The following is a 16176-nucleotide window of genomic DNA, read 5'->3' as shown; positions in this document are numbered from 1 at the left end:
GGCTTTCCTATGGACAGCCCGTTGTCAGGGCACGGCGGGGGTATAGACGGGGGGTCCGAAGCCGACAACAAGGCGACCGAACACCGGGCGCTCACCGAACACGGGGCGCTCCCGGCTTGACCCCGGAAAGAGGCCCGCCTACCCCGAAGAACCCTGGCTTTCTGGAGATCCCATGCCCCGCCTGATCCTGCTGCGCCACGGCCAGAGCCAGTGGAATCTGGAGAACCGCTTCACCGGCTGGGTTGACGTGGACCTGACGGCGGAGGGCGAGGCCCAGGCCCGGCGCGGGGGCGAAATGATTGCAGAGGCAGGTTTCCATCCAGCGGTGATGTTCACCTCCGTCCTCACGCGAGCCAAACGCACGGGGGCCCTGGCCTTGCAGTCGGCGGGGCTGACCGACGTTCCCGTTATCGAGGACTGGCGTCTGAACGAGCGCCACTACGGGGGCCTGACCGGGCTGGACAAGGCCGAGACGGCGAGAAAGCACGGCGAGGACCAGGTCAAGGTCTGGAGACGCAGCTACGACATCCCCCCGCCGCCGCTGGAGCCCGGATCGGAGTGGAATTTCGACGCCGACCCCCGCTACGCTGGCCAGACCATCCCCAAGACCGAGAGCCTGAAGACCACGCTGGACCGGGTCCTGCCGTACTGGAACGCCGAGATCGCGCCACGTCTGGCGGCGGGGGAGGACGTGCTGGTGGCCGCCCACGGCAACTCGCTGCGCGCCATCGTCAAGCACCTGTTCGGCGTGCCCGATGACCGGATCGTCGGCGTCGAGATCCCAACTGGAAATCCGCTGGAGATCGAACTGGATTCCGACCTCAAGCCGACCGCGGCCCGCTATCTGGACGCCGCTCGCGCCCAGCCCCTGCCAGAAGCCGCATGAGCGCCGACGACGCCCGCTTCATGGCCCGAGCCATTGACCTGGCGCTGGCCCGCATGGGGCAGACCTGGCCCAATCCGGCGGTCGGCTGCGTTCTCGTCAAGGACGGCGAGGTGATCGCCGAAGCCGCTACCGCCCCCGGCGGCCGTCCTCATGCCGAGGAACAGGCGGTACCCGCTGCCGGAGAGGCCGCGCGCGGGGCCACGGCCTACGTCACACTCGAACCCTGCGGCGCCCGCTCGTCCGGCCGCGCCTCCTGCGCCCAGTTCCTGGCCGAGGCCGGGGTCGCCCGCGTCGTCGTCGCCGCCCTTGATCCCTCGCCGTTCGCTGCCGGCCGGGGTGCCGAGCGCCTGCGTCAGGCGGGCGTCAATGTTGAAACGGGCCTCATGGGCGATCAGGCCACCGTCCTTTCGGAAGGCTTCCTCCATCGTCACGAAACCGGACGCCCCATGGTCCGCATCAGCGAGGACGGCCAGGGGTTCGACGCCCGCTTTGCCGCCAGCCCTCGCGCCGATCTGGTCACCGAACTGAAGCGCTTGGGAGAGGCCGGCTACACTCGTCTCTGGACAGGGCCGGGCGAGCTCGCCGATGCGCTCGCCGACCAGGGTCTGCTGACGACCTGAGGCGGTTCAGGAATCGTTGTTTCCGAAAACCTTCCTTAAGCGCCGCTGTCCCACAATGGGACCATGTCAGCGGTTCAGGAAGGCGTCGTCCGGCGCCGCATCAGCCAGCAGGAGCTCGACGCGATCTGCGCCCGGCACGACCGGTTGTGGCAGGCGCGGCCCGGCGGCGCGCGCGCCGTCTTCGCCTGGATGGACTTGTCGGGTCTCAACCTGAAGGGTCGCAATCTCGCCGATGCAGACTTCTCGGCCGCCTGCCTGATCGGCGCGGACCTGACCGGCGCGCGTCTCGACAACGCGGCCTTCTTCGGGGCCGATATGCAGGATTCCATCCTGGTCGACGCCTCGCTGCGCCGGGCCGACCTGCGCGGGGCCTGTCTGCGCGGAGCCGATCTGTCCGGCGCCGACCTGTTCGAGGCCGATCTGCGCGAGGGTGCCATCGCCGCCGCCGACAAGTCCGTGGGCTTTCGCGTGATCGAGGCCCAGACTCGTAGCCCCACCGAAGCACAAGGCGCATCGCTCGTTGGGGCCAACCTTCAGCGGTCACGCCTCTCAGGCATTGCCGCACAGGCCGCCGACTTCTCAGACGCCATCATGAAGGACTGCAAGCTGGTCCGAGCCAACCTCAAGGCCGCCAGCTTCCGGGGAGCGGACCTGGCCGGAGCCGATCTTTCGGGCGCGGACCTCACGGGCGCGGATCTGCGCGACGCAGTTCTGGTGGGCGTGACCTCGGCCATGTGGCGCACCGACGGAGCGAACCTGGAAGGCGCCCTGACCGACACCCGCTCGTCCGGTTCCCCGGTCGCCAAGCTGCCCGCCGCCGATATGCTGCATGAGCATGCCGTCTGGTGCGAGACTGGCGGAGCCGAGGGCCAGCCTTCGGTGTTCGACGATGTGGACCTGAGAGCCCTTGGCTCCATCACTGGTCTGAACCTGACGGCGCTCTCGGCCAGGCGCGCCGTCTTCTACGGCCTGAACATGGAAGGTGTGCAGCTTCAGGGCGCCCATCTGGAGGGCGCCGATCTGCGCTCGACCAATCTGCGGCGCGCCGACCTGCGAGGCGCTCGCCTGACCGGGGCCCGACTGAATGGCGCCGATCTGCGAGAAGCTCAGCTCGGCCCTCTCATGCTCGGGCCCGAGCGCCTGCTGCCGGCTGATCTCACCGGAGCCGTCCTGCGGGCCGCCGACCTATCGGGCGCCGATATCCGCCGGGCGATCCTGGTCCGCGCCGACCTCACCCGCGCCGTGCTGCACGGTGTTCAGGCCCGAAACGCCGACTTCGCCGAAGCCGTCTTGACGGGGGTGCGCGGCCTCGAACCGGTGGAGGCGTCCGCATGACGATCAACCGCCGCCGCCTGGGCCAGGGCGACTTCGACCTCTTCGCCGCCGCCCACGAACGCTTCGTCGCCGGCAAACCCGGCGGGCGCAAGCTGTCGCTGAAGTTCGTCGATCTGACCGGCGTCAGCATGGCGCACCGCATTCTCGATGACGCCGACTTCTCGGGCTCGGTTCTGCAGGGGTGCAACATGGCCGGGGCACGGCTGGAACGGGCCGTGCTCTTTGGTTGCGACTTGCGCGGCGCCGATCTGACCCGTGCGCGACTGGTCCGGGCCGACATTCGGGGGACATGCCTTCAGGGCGCGGACCTGTCCGAAGCGAACCTGACCCAGGCCGACTTTCGCGAAGGCGTCATCGCTGTGCCGCACGAGACCAAGGGTCTTGCCGCCGCCCGGCACGAGACCCGGGGCGGCCAGGCCGACGGCGCGCGCTTCTCCGGCGCTACGCTGGATGGATCGCGCTTCGATGGCATGAGCGCCATGAAGGCCGATTTCACCGACTGTTCGCTGCGCGGCGCCAACCTGACCGGTGCCAATCTCAAGGACGCCGATCTGTCCGGTGCCCAGATGGAGGGCGCCGCCGTCGCGGGCGCCAACCTCGCTGGGGCTCGCCTGTGCGGTGCCATCCTCAGTGGCGTGGCCATGGACACGGCCAAGCTGGACCGCACCGACACCACGGGCTGCATCCGCGATCCCGACCCGGCCGCGATCGCGCGAGCCGAAGAGCTGTTCCAGATGGCGCTCGACGCCAATGCCTGGGTCGAAAGCGGCGGCGCGCTGGGCGGTGCCGCCATCTTCGACGGCGAGGACCTGCGGCCGCTCGGTGATCGATTAAAGGGGCTGAAACTGTCGGCCATGAGCGCCAAAGGTGCCTGCCTGGCCGGCCTCGATCTGCGCGGCCTTGCGCTTCAGGGGGCCAACCTTGAAAACGCCGATCTTAGGGGGGCCCGTCTTTGCCAGGCTGATCTTCGGGGGGCCCGGCTGGGCGGTGCCCTGATGACCAAGGCCGACCTGACCGCCGCCGACCTCAGCCCCCTGCCGCTCGGACCGAGCCGCTCCATTCCGGCCAACCTGTCTGGCGCGCGCCTTCGCTACGCCGAGCTGCGCCGCACCGATTTCAGCAAGGCGAACATGACCGGTGTGGATCTATCCGGCGCAGACCTGACAGGGGCAAATCTTGCGGGTTCGGACCTGACAGACGCGCGACTGGACCGGGCCACCGGCCTGCCCGAGATCGCAGCCGCATAAAAAAGGGGCGGCCCGCAGGCCGCCCCCATGGATCGACCAGATCCCGGGCTTACGCCGCCTTGGATTTGGCCTTGCCTTCGATGAGACCGGTCGCAGTCGAGGCGATCTCGATGCGACGGGGCTTCAGCGCTTCCGGCAGCTCGCGCTTCAGCTCGATCGACAGCAGGCCGTTGTCGAGGCGGGCCTCGGTCACGATCACATAGTCGGCCAGCTGGAAGCGGCGCTCAAAGTCACGCTCGGCCAGGCCGCGATGCAGATAGGTCCGGTTCGCCGCGCCGTCGTCGTTGGCCGTCTTGCGGCCCGTGACGGTCAGCAGGTTCTCCTTGACCTCGATGTTCAGCTCGTCGGGCTTGAAGCCGGCGACAGCGATCTCGATGCGATAGGCGTTCTCGCCCGTCGTCTCGATGTTGTAGGGCGGCCAACCGTTCTCCTGGCTGGTGCGCGCGGCGCTTTCCAGCAGGGAAGCCAAGCGGTCGAAGCCGACGGCTGAACGATAGAGCGGGGTGAAGTCGATGGTACGCATGTCGATCTCCTGATCAGTCAGCAAGATGGAGCCGCCCCGCGTTTTACCCGGGTCGGCAGTGGGGATCGAACCGCCCGGTCCCGATCTGGGCCCCGAACCGTCCGCGAGAGCCCGGGATCGGCGCTCTCGGAACGTCAGATGGTGCGCCCCGGTGCGGCGTCAAGACCCCGGCCGTCGCCGGATCGTCACTTGCCCGATCAAGCGTCGCGGGTATGGTCGCGGCCAATCATAACGACGCTTCGGGAGACCTTGTTCATGCGCGCTTCTATGATCGCCCTTGCCACTGCCGCCCTGCTGGCGACGACCACCGCTGGGGCGCAGGCCATGCCCGCGACAGGAGCGAACGCTCTGACCGCGGCCCCGCCAGTCCTTCAGGAAGACGCCGCGCTGCAGGCCGCGATCGCGTCCGACACCCGCTCCGCGGCCGACCGGGCTCGCGACGGCGCGCGTCGTCCTTACGAGGCCCTGACCTTCTGGGGCCTGACGCCTGGCTCCACAGTTGTCGAGATTCAGCCGGGCCGCGCCGGCTGGTGGTCCGCGATCCTGCAGCCCTATCTGGCCCAGACCGGGGGCCGCTACGTCGCCGTCAACAACCCCGGCGAAGGCATGGGCGTCGAGGCCGGGACGGCCGACATGGTCCTGGTCGCCCGCGCTTTCCACAACTGGCACCGGGCCGGTCGCACCGACGCCTTCATGACCGCCTTCTTCGGCGCGCTGAAGCCGGGCGGCGTTCTGGCGGTCGAACAGCATCGCGCCGCTGAGGGAACCAATCCCGACGCTACAGCCCCGTTCGGCTATGTCTCGGAGGCCTATGTCATCGCCGCCGCTGAACGCGCAGGCTTCGTGCTCGATGATCGCAGCGAGATGAACGCCAACCCGAATGACGACCGGGATCACCCCTATGGCGTCTGGACCCTTCCGCCGGTCCGTAACTCCGCTCCCCGTCAGGGCAATCCGAACGATCGCGCCACGCCCCTGACCGAGGCCGAGCGCGCCGAGTACGACGCTATCGGCGAGAGCGACCGCATGACCCTGCGGTTCCGAAAGCCCGCCTGATCGGGCTTTGACGCGCCAGACGAAGCCCTCTATCCCAACCGCTTCCGGGACGGCGTCGCGGGTTGGCGGCGGCGGGGCAGGAATGACGAATGCGGGACGATAAGCGGTCGGGGTCAGAGGGACCGTCAAGGCGGGCCATGCTGGTCGCCAGCGGCCTCATCGCCGTTGGTGCCCTCTCGGCCTGCGGCGACCGCGAAGTCGAGAAAGAGGGTCCAGAGACGCCCGCCGGGCCGCCCGAAGGATCGCTGGAGTGGGCCATTGCCGGTCCCTGGCGAGCAGCGGACCGAGCCCGCGACACCTGGCGTCATCCGCTCGAAACGCTTCGCTTCTTCGGCCTGCAACCGGCCATGACGGTGGTCGAGTTCTGGCCCGGCAGCGGCTGGTACACCGAGATCCTCGCGCCCTACCTGGCCAAAGGCGGTGGTGAATACTATGCTGCAGGCTTCTCGACCGCCCCAGGTGCCGACCCGGCCCAGGCGGCGCTGAACGCCAACTTCGAACAGCGCTTCGGCTCCGACCGCCGCCTGTACGGAGAGGTCAAGTTCAGCCAGTTCGGGGCCACGACCGGTCCGGTTGCCCCTGCCGGCACCGCCGACATGGTCCTGTTCATGAGGAACATCCATGCCTGGATGGCGGCCGGCATCGCGGAGAAGGCCTTCGCGGACGCCTTTGCCGCCCTGCGTCCTCGCGGCATCCTCGGCGTCGAGCAGCATCGTCTGGGTCCCGATCAGGACCAGGACCCGGCCGCCGCGGACGGCTACGTCCAGGAAGCCTTCGTCAAACAACTGGCCGCCGAGGCCGGCTTCATCTTCGAGGCGGCGTCGGAGATCAATGCCAACCCCGATGACGACAAGGACCATCCCTTCGGCGTCGAGACCCTGCCGCCGCGCCTCCTGACCGCGCCGCTCGGTTCGCCGCCCGACCCGACCTTCGATTCTGCGCCGTATCGCGAGATCGGCGAGAGCGATCGCATGACCCTCAAGTTCCGGAAGCCCGAGTGAACCGCGCCGCCGCCTTCGCCGCCAATGCGCCCCTGATGGGCGTGCCCGGAGCCGCCGCCCCGCCCGGCGGCCAGGGCGAATGGTTCCGGGGCGCCGGCGGCCTGCGCCTGCGCGCCGCCTTCTGGACGCCGTCGACGCTCGTCGCCGCCAAACCGCGCGGCACGGTCGTCCTGTCGCCCGGCCGAACCGAGCCGATCGAGAAGTATTTCGAGCTGATCGGTAACTTTCTGGCGCGGGGCTGGTGCGTTCTGGCCCACGACTGGCGCGGCCAGGGCCTGTCCGCCCGCCTGCTGCCCGATCGCCTGAAAGGCCACGCCCGCGCGGTCGAGGAGTTCCTCGACGACTACGCCCGCCTTCTGGACGCCTTCGAAGCCCGCGCGCCCAAACCCTGGGTCATGGTCGGCCATTCGATGGGCGGCGCGCTCAACCTACTGACGCTCGAGGCGGGCGAGAGCCGCTTCGCCGGGGCCGTCCTGTCCAGCCCCATGCTGCGGGTGAAAACCGGCAAGCGGTCGATGTGGTCGGTCAAACTGGCGGTTCGCTGGAACGTGCGTCACGGCAAGGCCGGAGACTTCGTGCTGGACGACCCGGACGATCCCTTCGACCACACCTTCGAGAAGGACGCTCTGACGTCCGACGAGACACGCTACGAGCTGTGGCGGCAACAGCTGTTCGCCTGTCCGCATCTGGCGGTCGGCGGCCCGACCTGGGGCTGGCTGGCCTTCGCTCTGGACGCCGGCGAGCGGGCGCTCAAGCCCAAGGCCCTGAAATCCGTCAAGATTCCCTGCACCCTCGTCCAGGCGTCCGAAGACGACAAGGTCTGGAAGCAAACGAATCGCTGGGCCGCCAAGCGCCTGGGTCGGGGCCGCTACGTCGAGGTCGCCGGGGCCAAGCACGAGGTGATCATGGAAACCGACGAACTGAGGGCCGTGTTCCTGACCGAGTTCGACGCCATGGCCGATTACGTCTCGCCGGTGAACGATCTTGCGCCCGTGGCCCCGGCCGAAGCCAACGAAACCCCCGCCGCCTGAGGGTCAGCGCACGCCGCGCTTGAGCGCCAGCAGGGCGTCTTCGCGCACTCGCGCGTCCCCGACCGCGATGATCCGCCCGTCGCCCGAAGGCGGCTGCCCGGTCCAGTCCGTCACCTGCCCGCCCGCGGCCTCGATCACCGGGACCAGCGCCGACCAGTCCCATTCCTTCAGCCCCGTCTCGGCCACCAGGTCGATCCGGCCCATCGCCACCATGGCATAGGCATAGGCATCGCACCCGAACCGGGCCAGCCGCGCCGCCGCCCGCACCTGGGTCCAGGCGCCGAACTCGGCCGGGGTGAAGATGTCCGGATCGGTGGTGGCGATCACCGCCTCGGTCAGGCGCGGACATGCGCGCACCCGGATCGCCCGCTCGCCGCCCCGCGACACCAGCCGCGCGCCCGACGGCCCGCCCAGGAAGACCTCGTCCAGATAGGGCTGGGCGATCACGCCCACCGTCGGCCGCCCGGCCTGTCTCAAGGCGATCAGCGTGGTCCACAGCGGCAGGCCGGAAATGAAGGCCCGGGTCCCATCGACCGGATCCAGCACCCAGACGTGCTCGGCGTCCGGCCGATCCTCGCCGTATTCCTCGCCGATCACGCCATGGTCGGGATAGCGCGCTGCGATCATCCGCCGGATCGCGGCTTCGGCGCCCCGGTCGGCCTCAGTCACCGGATCGAAGGCCCCTTCGCCCGCCTTGTTCTCGGCCGCGGCCTCGTTGCGGAACAGCGGCAGGGTGACCCGCGCGGCCTCTGCGGCCAGCTCCAGGGCGAAGGCTTCGTATTCGGTCATTCGGGATCCGGGGGCTTTGGCTGGGGCGCAGCGCTCGTGTATCGTGGCGACGCCCGATCTCCAATCCGCCAGGTCCCTTGATGAGCGACGCCTTCCACACCCCGGCTTCCGTCGATCCCCGCCTGCTGGAGGTTCTGGTCTGCCCGGTCACGCGCGGAAAGCTGGACTATGACCGCGCCGCCAACGAGCTGATCTCCAAGGGCGCCAAGCTCGCCTTCCCCATCCGCGACGGCGTGCCGATCATGCTGGCCGAAGAGGCGCGGCAGCTGGATTAGGTGGCAGGTGCCAGGTTTGAGGTTCGAGGCACTATGGAAGTCGTGCGACGCCGGTCGCTGCTCCACCTCCCTAAAACCTAGCCCCTAGAACCTCGAACCTTCCTAGACCGCCTCGCCCCTCAGCAGCTTCGGCAGATCGCCCATCGCCCCGCCGGCCTCGCCCATGAAGGCCTTCCTCAGCGGTGCGATGCGGTTGACCGCCGCCATGCCCAGGTCCCGCGCCAGCCGCACCGGCGCGAGGTCGTTGGAGAACAGCCGCACGAAGCCGTCGAAGCCCGCCGCCAGCGCCAGGATATCGAACCGCCGCCAGCGGGCGTAGCGGTCCAGCACGGTCTCCGACCCGATGTCTTCGCCCAGCCGCGCCGCCTCGATCAGCACTTCGGCGAGCGCGGCGGTGTCCTTCAGCCCCATGTTCAGCCCCTGACCCGCCACGGGGTGCACCCCATGCGCCGCATCGCCGATCAGCGCCGTCCTCGGCCCCGTCAGTTTCGTCGCCAGCTCGAGCGCCAGCGGATAGACGAACCGTGGCCCCTCCGGCCGGGCCTCGCCGAGGAACTCGCCGAAGCGCCGCATCAGGTGCGACCGGAAGGCGGCGTCCGAGCAATCGCGCAGGGCCTCGGCGGCCTTCGTCGTCTCGGTCCAGACCAGGCTGGCCCGCCGGTCGGTCAGGGGCAGAATGGCGAAGGGTCCGCCCGGCAGGAAGTACTCGTGCGCCACATTGCCATGGTCGTGGTCCAGCCGCACCGTCGCCACCACGCCGGACTGGCCATAGCCCCATCCGACGGTGTCGATCCCGGCGGCCTTCCTCACCAGCGATCCCCGCCCTTCGGCACCCACGATCAGCGGCGCGACCAGAACCCGACCGTCCTTCAGCGTCACGACCGCCCGCGCGCCCGACCCGTCGACGCTTTCCACCGCCGCCGGGGCCATCAGCTCGACGGAGCTTTCCGCCAGCACCTCGGCCAGGGCCGCGCGGATGCGACGGTTCTCGACCATGTATCCGAGGGGCTCGCCCCCGGTCGCATCGCCCACTTCCTCGGCGTCAAACCGCAGGAAGGTCGGCGACGCGGCCTTCGACGCCGCGCCCGGCCGCCGCCCGTCGGTCACCAGGATACGATCCATCCGGCACGCATGCGGCCGCAACCGCTCGCCCAGCCCCAGCGCGTCCAGCATGCGGAACGTCGACCAGGCGATGGCCGTCGACCGCCCGTCGAACGTCTCCGCCAGCTGAACCGGGAACGGCTGGGGATCGATCAGCGCGACCCGCAGCCCCCCGCTCGCCGCCGCGAGCGCGAAGGTCGCGCCCGCGAGGCCGGCGCCGGCGACGATGACGTCATGGGTCTGGGGAGGGGTCATGAAGCTCATAGGCAACAGGCAACAGGCAACAGGCAATAGCAGATGCGACGCCTCGGTGAGCCGCGACCGTTGGCCTCTACCGGGCGTGCCGTTGCCCGCTGCCCGCTGCCTCTTCCGGTAAACAGCCCCTTAACCCTGTCCCGCCCAAACTGCGGCGTCCTTCGTCCGGAGCCGTGAATGTCCGCCGCCCTCGCCATCGGTCAGCGTGCCTGGGAAAGCGCCCTCATCCTGTGGGACGCGCCCTTCGTGGTGCGGTTCCGGGGCGTGCTGCAGGCCCTGCTGGCGACGTTGCTGGTCATCGCGCTGGTGTCATGGAATCCGGCGGACCCCAGCCTGAACGCCGCCTCCTCGGCCGCCCCGACCAACTGGCTCGGCGCGAACGGGGCCCTGTTCGCCGATCTGTTCATGCAGTCGATCGGCCTGGCCGCCTGGCCCGCCGCCGCCCTGATCGTCGCCTTCGGTCTGGCCGCCGCCATCGGCGACGCCATCCAGCAACGCCTCAAGCCCACGCCCTTGAAGGCGCTCGCCGCCACCGCCGGCGTCCTGTCGCTCGCCGGCGCCCTGTCGGCGCTCGCCGCCCCGGCCGTCTGGCCGCTCGCCTCGGGCCTCGGCGGCCTGTGGGGCGACGCGGTCATCGGCCTGTTCGACGGCCTGTTCCGCGGCCTCGACATCCCCGGCGGAAAGATCGTCGGCGGCCTGATCTTCCTCGCCTTCGGCCTGTGGACCTGCGGCTATGCCGTGGGCCTGCGCGCGTCCGACTTCGGCGACGCCGCCGCTTGGCTCGGCGGCCTGCGCCGCGCGCCCGTCCCGGTCGCGCCGACCCCGACCCGCCGCCGACCGGTCCTGGAGCCGGAGATCGCCGCGCCCCAGAAGGCCCCGCGCCGCCCCGCCCGCCTCGAACTGCCCGAGGACGAGGACGACAGCGCCCCCCTGCCCTGGGACGAGCCCGCGCCCGCCGCGCCGTCCGCCCGTTCCGCACCCGAACCCCGCGTCGCCGCCCCCAAGCCGGCCAAGACCTCCAAGAAGGCCGTCGACGACGCCCAGGCCGCCTTCGACTTCGCCCGGCCCGAAGGCGACTTCGACCTGCCGCCCCTGGCCATGCTGGCCAAGCCCCAGGCCCGCGTCGCCTCCGTTGATGAGACGGCGCTCAAGCAGAACGCCAAGATGCTGGAGGGCGTGCTCGCCGAGTTCGGCGTCAAGGGCGTGATCGACCAGATCCGCCCCGGCCCGGTCGTCACCCTCTATGAACTGGTCCCCGCGCCGGGCGTGAAGCACGGCCGCGTCGTGGCGCTGTCGGACGACATCGCCCGCTCCATGTCGGCCCGCGCCTGCCGCATCTCGGTCGTTCCCAACCGCAACGCCATCGGCATCGAACTGCCCAATCTGAAGCGCGAAACCGTCTATCTGCGTGACCTGCTGGCCTCGTCCGAATACGGCAAGCCCGCCCACCTGTTGCCGCTGGCGCTCGGCGAGACGATCGGCGGCGAGCCCTATGTCGCCGACCTGGCCCGCATGCCGCACCTTCTGATCGCGGGCACCACCGGCTCGGGCAAGTCGGTCGGGGTCAACGCCATGATCCTGTCGATCCTGTACCGGCTCTCGCCCGCCGAGTGCCGCTTCATCATGATCGACCCCAAGATGCTGGAGCTGTCGGTCTATGACGGCATCCCGCACCTCTTGGCCCCCGTCGTCACTGATCCGAAGAAGGCCGTCGTCGCCCTGAAATGGACCGTGCGGGAGATGGAGGACCGCTATCGCCGCATGTCCAAGCTCGGCGTCAGGAACGTCGCCAGCTACAACGAGCGCGCCCGCGAGGCCCAGGCCAAGGGCGAGCATTTCGAACGCACGGTCCAGACCGGCTTCGACGACCAGGGCCGCCCGGTCTTCGAGTCCGAGAAGATCCGTCCCGAGCCCATGCCCTATCTGGTCGTCGTCATGGACGAGATGGCCGACCTGATGCTGGTCGCCGGCAAGGATGTGGAAGGCGCGGTCCAGCGCCTGGCCCAGATGGCGCGGGCCGCAGGCATCCACCTGATCATGGCCACCCAACGGCCGTCGGTCGACGTCATCACCGGCACGATCAAGGCCAACTTCCCGACCCGGATTTCTTTCCAGGTCACCTCCAAGATCGACAGCCGCACCATCCTGGGCGAGCAGGGCGGCGAACAGCTGCTGGGCCAGGGCGACATGCTCTATATGGCCGGCGGCGGCCGCATCACCCGCCTGCATGGCCCCTTCGTCACCGACGGCGAGGTCGAGGAGGTCTGCAAGCATCTGCGGTCTCAGGCCGAGCCCGACTATCTCGACCTGATCACCGACGATCCGGACGGCGACGGCGACAATGCCTTCGACGAGGACGGCGGCGGAGGCTCGGGCGACGACCTCTACGACCGCGCCGTGGCCGTGGTCACCCGCGACCGCAAGGCCTCGACCTCCTATGTCCAGCGTAGACTCCAGATCGGCTACAACCGCGCCGCCTCCCTGATCGAGCGCATGGAGCAGGAAGGCGTCGTCTCGCCCGCCAACCACGCCGGCAAACGCGACGTCCTGGCCGGCCCACCGCCGATGGTGTGAGGCCTAGCGCCTCGGGTCGAGCAGCACCCCCGACACCGTCGCCGCCAGGATGCGCGCCGCGAACGGCAGGCGCGCGACCTTGCCCAGCAGATGGTCCCTCACCCAGGGCAGAACCTTGCCATCGGCCTGGTAGAAGGGGGTGAACCCCCAGCTCAGCGTCTGATAGAGCCGGATGTGCCACCGCCGGATGCGGGCATAGGCCATCAGCGCCTCGTCCAGCTCGGCGTGGGTGTTCAGCGCATCGGCCAGCGTCAGGGCGTCCAGCAGCCCCATGTTCACGCCCTGGCCCAGCTGGGGGCTGGTCGAATGGGCCGCATCCCCCACCACCGCCAGCCGGTCCGCCACCGGCAGGGGCAGGGTGTGGTGGCCATAGCGCGCCAAGGTCAGGGCTTCGGCGTCCGGAATGGCGTCCAGCACGGGCGCCGTCTGCGGCCACAGGCTCAGCACCTCGGCCTTCCACCGCTCCATCCCCGCCGACACCCAAGCCGAGTGATCGTCGGGCTTCAGGCTCCAGAAGAAGGTCGCCAGCCGATCGGGCGATCCCGGCCGCGCCCCGCACGGCAGCACCCCGATCATCCGCGACGCCCCGCGATAGACCTGCTCCAGCGCCCCCTCGTCGAACGGATCGCCCGGCCACGGGACCGTCCCCCAGACCGCGCCCCATTCCAGCTCAGTCCGCCTGCCGCCCTGACGTTTCAGCAGGTCTCGCGCGATCGGCGACCGCGCGCCCGACGCATCCACGACCAGGTCGAACACGGCGCTCGCCGTCCCCTTGGCGTCCACGATCCGCCCGTCCGACGCCAACGCGATCTCTTGGTCGGTGACGAACTCGACGCCCTCGGCCAGACAGGCGTGGTGCAGCACATGGAAGATCGCCGCCCGATGCACGCCGACCGCGTTCAGCCCGTCCGGACGCGGAGACTTCAGGTCCGAATACTTGACGTCCAGCACCACACGACCCCGCCGCGCCTCGCGCCCGAAGATGTGGTTCAGCGGCTGGCCCAGCGCCGCGACCTTCTCGGTCAGCCCCAGCCGGTCCAGCACATGCAGCCCCGTCGGCTGCAGCATGAAGCCCGCCCCGATCGGCCGCGCCTCGGCGAACCGCTCATGCATGACGACCTTTCGCCCCTGCCGCTTCAGCAGCAGGGCGAGCGCCAGCCCCGTCGGCCCCGCCCCGACGACGGCGATGTCGCGGCCCGTCATCTGAGACCGGCGCTCAGGCGGGGACCAGTTCGATCAGGTCGAGGTTAGACTCATACTGCGGCCACGGCAGGACCAGCCTCCACCGTTCCGGCCCGATCCGCTCCAGCACCGCGATCAGATCGCGGTCGGGGCGCTGGCCGTAGGAGTTGGCGGGCGGCTCGGTCGACAGGGCCATCGACCCCAGCATCACCATCTGACGGTCCGTTTCGGGAAACAGCAGGCCGCTCGGCCGCTGCGACCCCGTCAGCTTGGAGAACTTCAGCCCCCGTGGCGTCTGCTCGATGCGGCAGGCGAACCAGCCATAGACGACGTAGCCCAGCCCGGCTTCCCCGCCCTGGGACCCCAGCTTGACCGTCCGGCAGCGATAATCGCCCACTGGCGGCGTCACCCCGCCCCTCACCGCGCCGGGATCGATCAGGTCGCCGACGCTGTCCAGATCGCCCGACCCCGCCTGCCGCCGCGCCTGTTCCAGCGCCAGCCGCCAGGCTGCGTCGCGCCGCGCATACCGATCCCGGTCCGTCGCCGTGACGATGCCGCGCCAGTCCCTCAGCACGGCCTGACCTCCCGTTCCGGGTGGCGGCGGAGGAGGCGGCGGCGGCGTGCTCGCGCAGGCGGCGACGGTCAGGGCGGCGAGCGCCGAAATCAGGATACGCATGGGCCGGAAGGGAGCCCCAGCCGACCGCCACCGTCAAGCGGCGCGAGGTCGCTCCGCGTCGCCCGGCGCGCTCAAGGCCCGGTCCAGCGCCTTGGCGAAGGCGCGGATGTCGAGCGGCTTGGTCAGATAGTCGCGGAAGCCCGCCTCGCGCCCCTGTCGCACGTCCGCCGGCATCGCCCCCGCCGACAGGGCCAGCACGGGAATGCCCCAGGTCAGGGGATCGGCGTCCAGCCGCGCCTTCAGCTCGAACCCCGACAGCCCCGGCAGGTTGATGTCCAGCACGATCACGTCTGGCCGCAGGTCGCGCGCCAGGGCCAGCCCCTCGTGCCCCGTCTCGGCGACATGCAGCTGGATCGGCCCCAGCGCGGCCACGACGTGACGCATCAGGGCGATGTTGGACGGATTGTCCTCGACATAGAGCATCACCGCTTCGGGCAGGGCCTCGTCGGTCAGCGGCGAGGCCGTCACCACGGCCAAGGGCTCCCGCGCGGGCGGCAGGTGCAGGGTGAAGGTCGAGCCTTCGCCCTCGACGCTCTCGGCCTGAATCGTCCCGCCCATGGCTTCGGCCAGTCGACGCGACACGGCCAGGCCAACGCCGGTCCCCTCGATGCCGCTCTCCTCCCGACCCAGGCGGCTGAACGGCTTGAACAGCTCGGCCATGCGCCCGGCAGGCAACCCGATGCCGGTGTCGCGCACGACGATGGCCGCGCCCTCCGGCGTCTGGCGCATCTCGACCCAGACATGGCCGCCGCTGCGATTGTATTTGATGGCGTTGGTCAACAGGTTGATCAGCACCTGACGCAGCCGCGTCCGGTCCGCCGTCACGCCCAGACCGGCGACGGGCGCTGGCGCCGACAGGGTGACGCCCGCGGCTTCGGCTTGCGGCCGCACCAGGTCGCAGACCTGACGCACCACCAGCTGCGGATCGACCCGCTCGATCGAAAGGCTGAGCCGCCCCGCCTCGATCCGCGCCAAATCCAGAACTTCATCTACGAGCGTCAGCAGATGCCGCCCGGCCGCGTGGATCTGATCCACCGCCTGCCCCTGCCGTCGCGTCAGGGGCTCGGCCTCGGCGTTCATCCGCATCAGCTCGGCGAAGCCCAGCACCGCGTTCAGCGGCGTGCGCAGCTCATGCGACAGTCCCGCCAGGAAGTCCGATTTGGCGTCATTGGCCTGCTGAAGCGCCTTGGTCTTCTCACCCGCCGACACCAGCGCCTGGGTCAGGGCCACAGTGCGTTCGGCCACGCGCGCTTCAAGCCCGGCGTTGGTCTCCCCCAGCGCCCGCGCGTGACGCCGCGCGTCCAGCCACAACCGGACCCCCGCCCATCCGGCGGCTAGCGCCATGGATAAGATCAGCAACACAGCCAGCATCGTCCGTCCTCCCGTTACGAAGGACGCTGACACGCTCAGGTTGCATCAAGGTAAACCACACGCGCAGCTGGCGCGTGACGCCTATTCCTCGACCGGCTCGACCTTGCGGGCGCGGGGCGCGCGCTTCTTCGGCGCAGGCTCCTCGCCGTCGGCGGCGGCCGGAGCGGGCGCGGCCGAGCGGGTCAGGAAGCCCGGCAGGGCGCCCGCATCGTCGGTCGCGGCCTGTTCGGCGCGCGGCGCGCGGGTCCGGCGGG

Annotated in this window: 15 protein-coding genes; 9 read left to right on the top strand and 6 right to left on the bottom strand. The window is 70.0% G+C overall.

From position 1 onward, the window contains the following. Positions 1-172: 172 nt before the first annotated feature. The 4 genes from gpmA (at position 173) to IP78_RS05355 (ending at position 4088) form a co-directional block, all read left to right on the top strand. Positions 173-886, top strand: coding sequence for a 2,3-diphosphoglycerate-dependent phosphoglycerate mutase (gpmA, locus tag IP78_RS05370; RefSeq protein WP_054110677.1), 714 nt, complete (start codon positions 173-175; stop codon positions 884-886). Continuing rightward, positions 883-1506 carry a bifunctional diaminohydroxyphosphoribosylaminopyrimidine deaminase/5-amino-6-(5-phosphoribosylamino)uracil reductase RibD gene (gene ribD / locus IP78_RS05365; protein ID WP_054110676.1) on the top strand — a complete coding sequence of 208 codons (624 nt, stop codon included), beginning with the start codon at positions 883-885 and terminating at the stop codon, positions 1504-1506. The genes gpmA and ribD overlap by 4 nt, the downstream gene beginning before the upstream one ends. 63 nt (positions 1507-1569) lie before the next feature. Continuing rightward, positions 1570-2841, top strand: a complete 1272-nt coding sequence (locus tag IP78_RS05360; RefSeq protein WP_054110675.1) for a pentapeptide repeat-containing protein — start codon at positions 1570-1572, stop codon at positions 2839-2841. Further along, a complete protein-coding gene (locus IP78_RS05355) occupies positions 2838-4088 on the top strand; it encodes a pentapeptide repeat-containing protein (protein ID WP_054110674.1) in 1251 nt (416 codons plus the stop codon). The genes IP78_RS05360 and IP78_RS05355 overlap by 4 nt, the downstream gene beginning before the upstream one ends. 49 nt (positions 4089-4137) lie before the next feature. Here IP78_RS05355 and IP78_RS05350 read toward each other — a convergent pair whose 3' ends face one another. Further along, a complete protein-coding gene (locus IP78_RS05350) occupies positions 4138-4611 on the bottom strand; it encodes an Hsp20 family protein (RefSeq protein ID WP_054110680.1) in 474 nt (157 codons plus the stop codon). A gap of 255 nt (positions 4612-4866) precedes the next feature. Between IP78_RS05350 and IP78_RS05345 the strand changes: the two genes are divergently transcribed. The 3 genes from IP78_RS05345 (at position 4867) to IP78_RS05335 (ending at position 7699) form a co-directional block, all read left to right on the top strand. Continuing rightward, positions 4867-5667 (top strand): class I SAM-dependent methyltransferase, encoded by an 801-nt coding sequence (locus tag IP78_RS05345; RefSeq protein ID WP_054110673.1) that lies wholly within the window; start codon positions 4867-4869, stop codon positions 5665-5667. Positions 5668-5804: 137 nt separating this feature from the next. Next, on the top strand, positions 5805-6668 hold the full coding sequence (locus IP78_RS05340) for a class I SAM-dependent methyltransferase (protein WP_156320296.1): 864 nt from the start codon (positions 5805-5807) through the stop codon (positions 6666-6668). Next, positions 6665-7699, top strand: a complete 1035-nt coding sequence (locus IP78_RS05335; RefSeq protein ID WP_082384858.1) for an alpha/beta fold hydrolase — start codon at positions 6665-6667, stop codon at positions 7697-7699. Before IP78_RS05340 ends, IP78_RS05335 begins: the two co-directional genes overlap by 4 nt. A 3-nt stretch (positions 7700-7702) precedes the next feature. Here the strand turns inward: IP78_RS05335 and hisN are convergent, their stop codons facing one another. After that, on the bottom strand, positions 7703-8488 hold the full coding sequence (gene hisN / locus IP78_RS05330) for a histidinol-phosphatase (protein ID WP_054110671.1): 786 nt from the start codon (positions 8486-8488) through the stop codon (positions 7703-7705). An 80-nt stretch (positions 8489-8568) separates the two neighbouring features. Here hisN and IP78_RS05325 point away from each other — a divergent pair, with 80 nt between their 5' ends. Next, positions 8569-8763 (top strand): Trm112 family protein, encoded by a 195-nt coding sequence (locus tag IP78_RS05325; protein WP_029414886.1) that lies wholly within the window; start codon positions 8569-8571, stop codon positions 8761-8763. 102 nt (positions 8764-8865) lie between these two features. Here IP78_RS05325 and IP78_RS05320 read toward each other — a convergent pair whose 3' ends face one another. Next, the gene (locus IP78_RS05320; protein WP_054110678.1) at positions 8866-10119 is read right to left on the bottom strand and encodes a UbiH/UbiF/VisC/COQ6 family ubiquinone biosynthesis hydroxylase; all 1254 of its coding nucleotides are present in this window, start codon (positions 10117-10119) and stop codon (positions 8866-8868) included. Between the two features lie 177 nt (positions 10120-10296). Here IP78_RS05320 and IP78_RS05315 point away from each other — a divergent pair, with 177 nt between their 5' ends. Then, a complete protein-coding gene (locus IP78_RS05315) occupies positions 10297-12693 on the top strand; it encodes a DNA translocase FtsK (RefSeq protein WP_054110670.1) in 2397 nt (798 codons plus the stop codon). Positions 12694-12696: 3 nt separating this feature from the next. On the opposite strand, the gene IP78_RS05310 is transcribed toward IP78_RS05315, so the two are convergent. From IP78_RS05310 to IP78_RS05300, 3 genes are read right to left on the bottom strand one after another with little or no spacing between them, the layout of a single operon-like run. Next, positions 12697-13896 carry an NAD(P)/FAD-dependent oxidoreductase gene (locus tag IP78_RS05310; protein ID WP_054110669.1) on the bottom strand — a complete coding sequence of 400 codons (1200 nt, stop codon included), beginning with the start codon at positions 13894-13896 and terminating at the stop codon, positions 12697-12699. Between the two features lie 13 nt (positions 13897-13909). Continuing rightward, complete coding sequence (locus tag IP78_RS05305) at positions 13910-14551, bottom strand: DUF4893 domain-containing protein (RefSeq protein ID WP_054110668.1); 642 nt, start codon at positions 14549-14551, stop codon at positions 13910-13912. Between the two features lie 33 nt (positions 14552-14584). Further along, positions 14585-15922 carry an ATP-binding protein gene (locus tag IP78_RS05300; RefSeq protein WP_054110667.1) on the bottom strand — a complete coding sequence of 446 codons (1338 nt, stop codon included), beginning with the start codon at positions 15920-15922 and terminating at the stop codon, positions 14585-14587. Positions 15923-16176 lie beyond the last annotated feature (254 nt).

Source organism: Brevundimonas sp. AAP58 (genome assembly GCF_001295975.1).
Lineage (GTDB): Bacteria > Pseudomonadota > Alphaproteobacteria > Caulobacterales > Caulobacteraceae > Brevundimonas.
The sequence above is the reverse complement of the archived record's forward strand: the minus strand, read 5'-3'. Positions and strand labels throughout refer to the sequence as shown.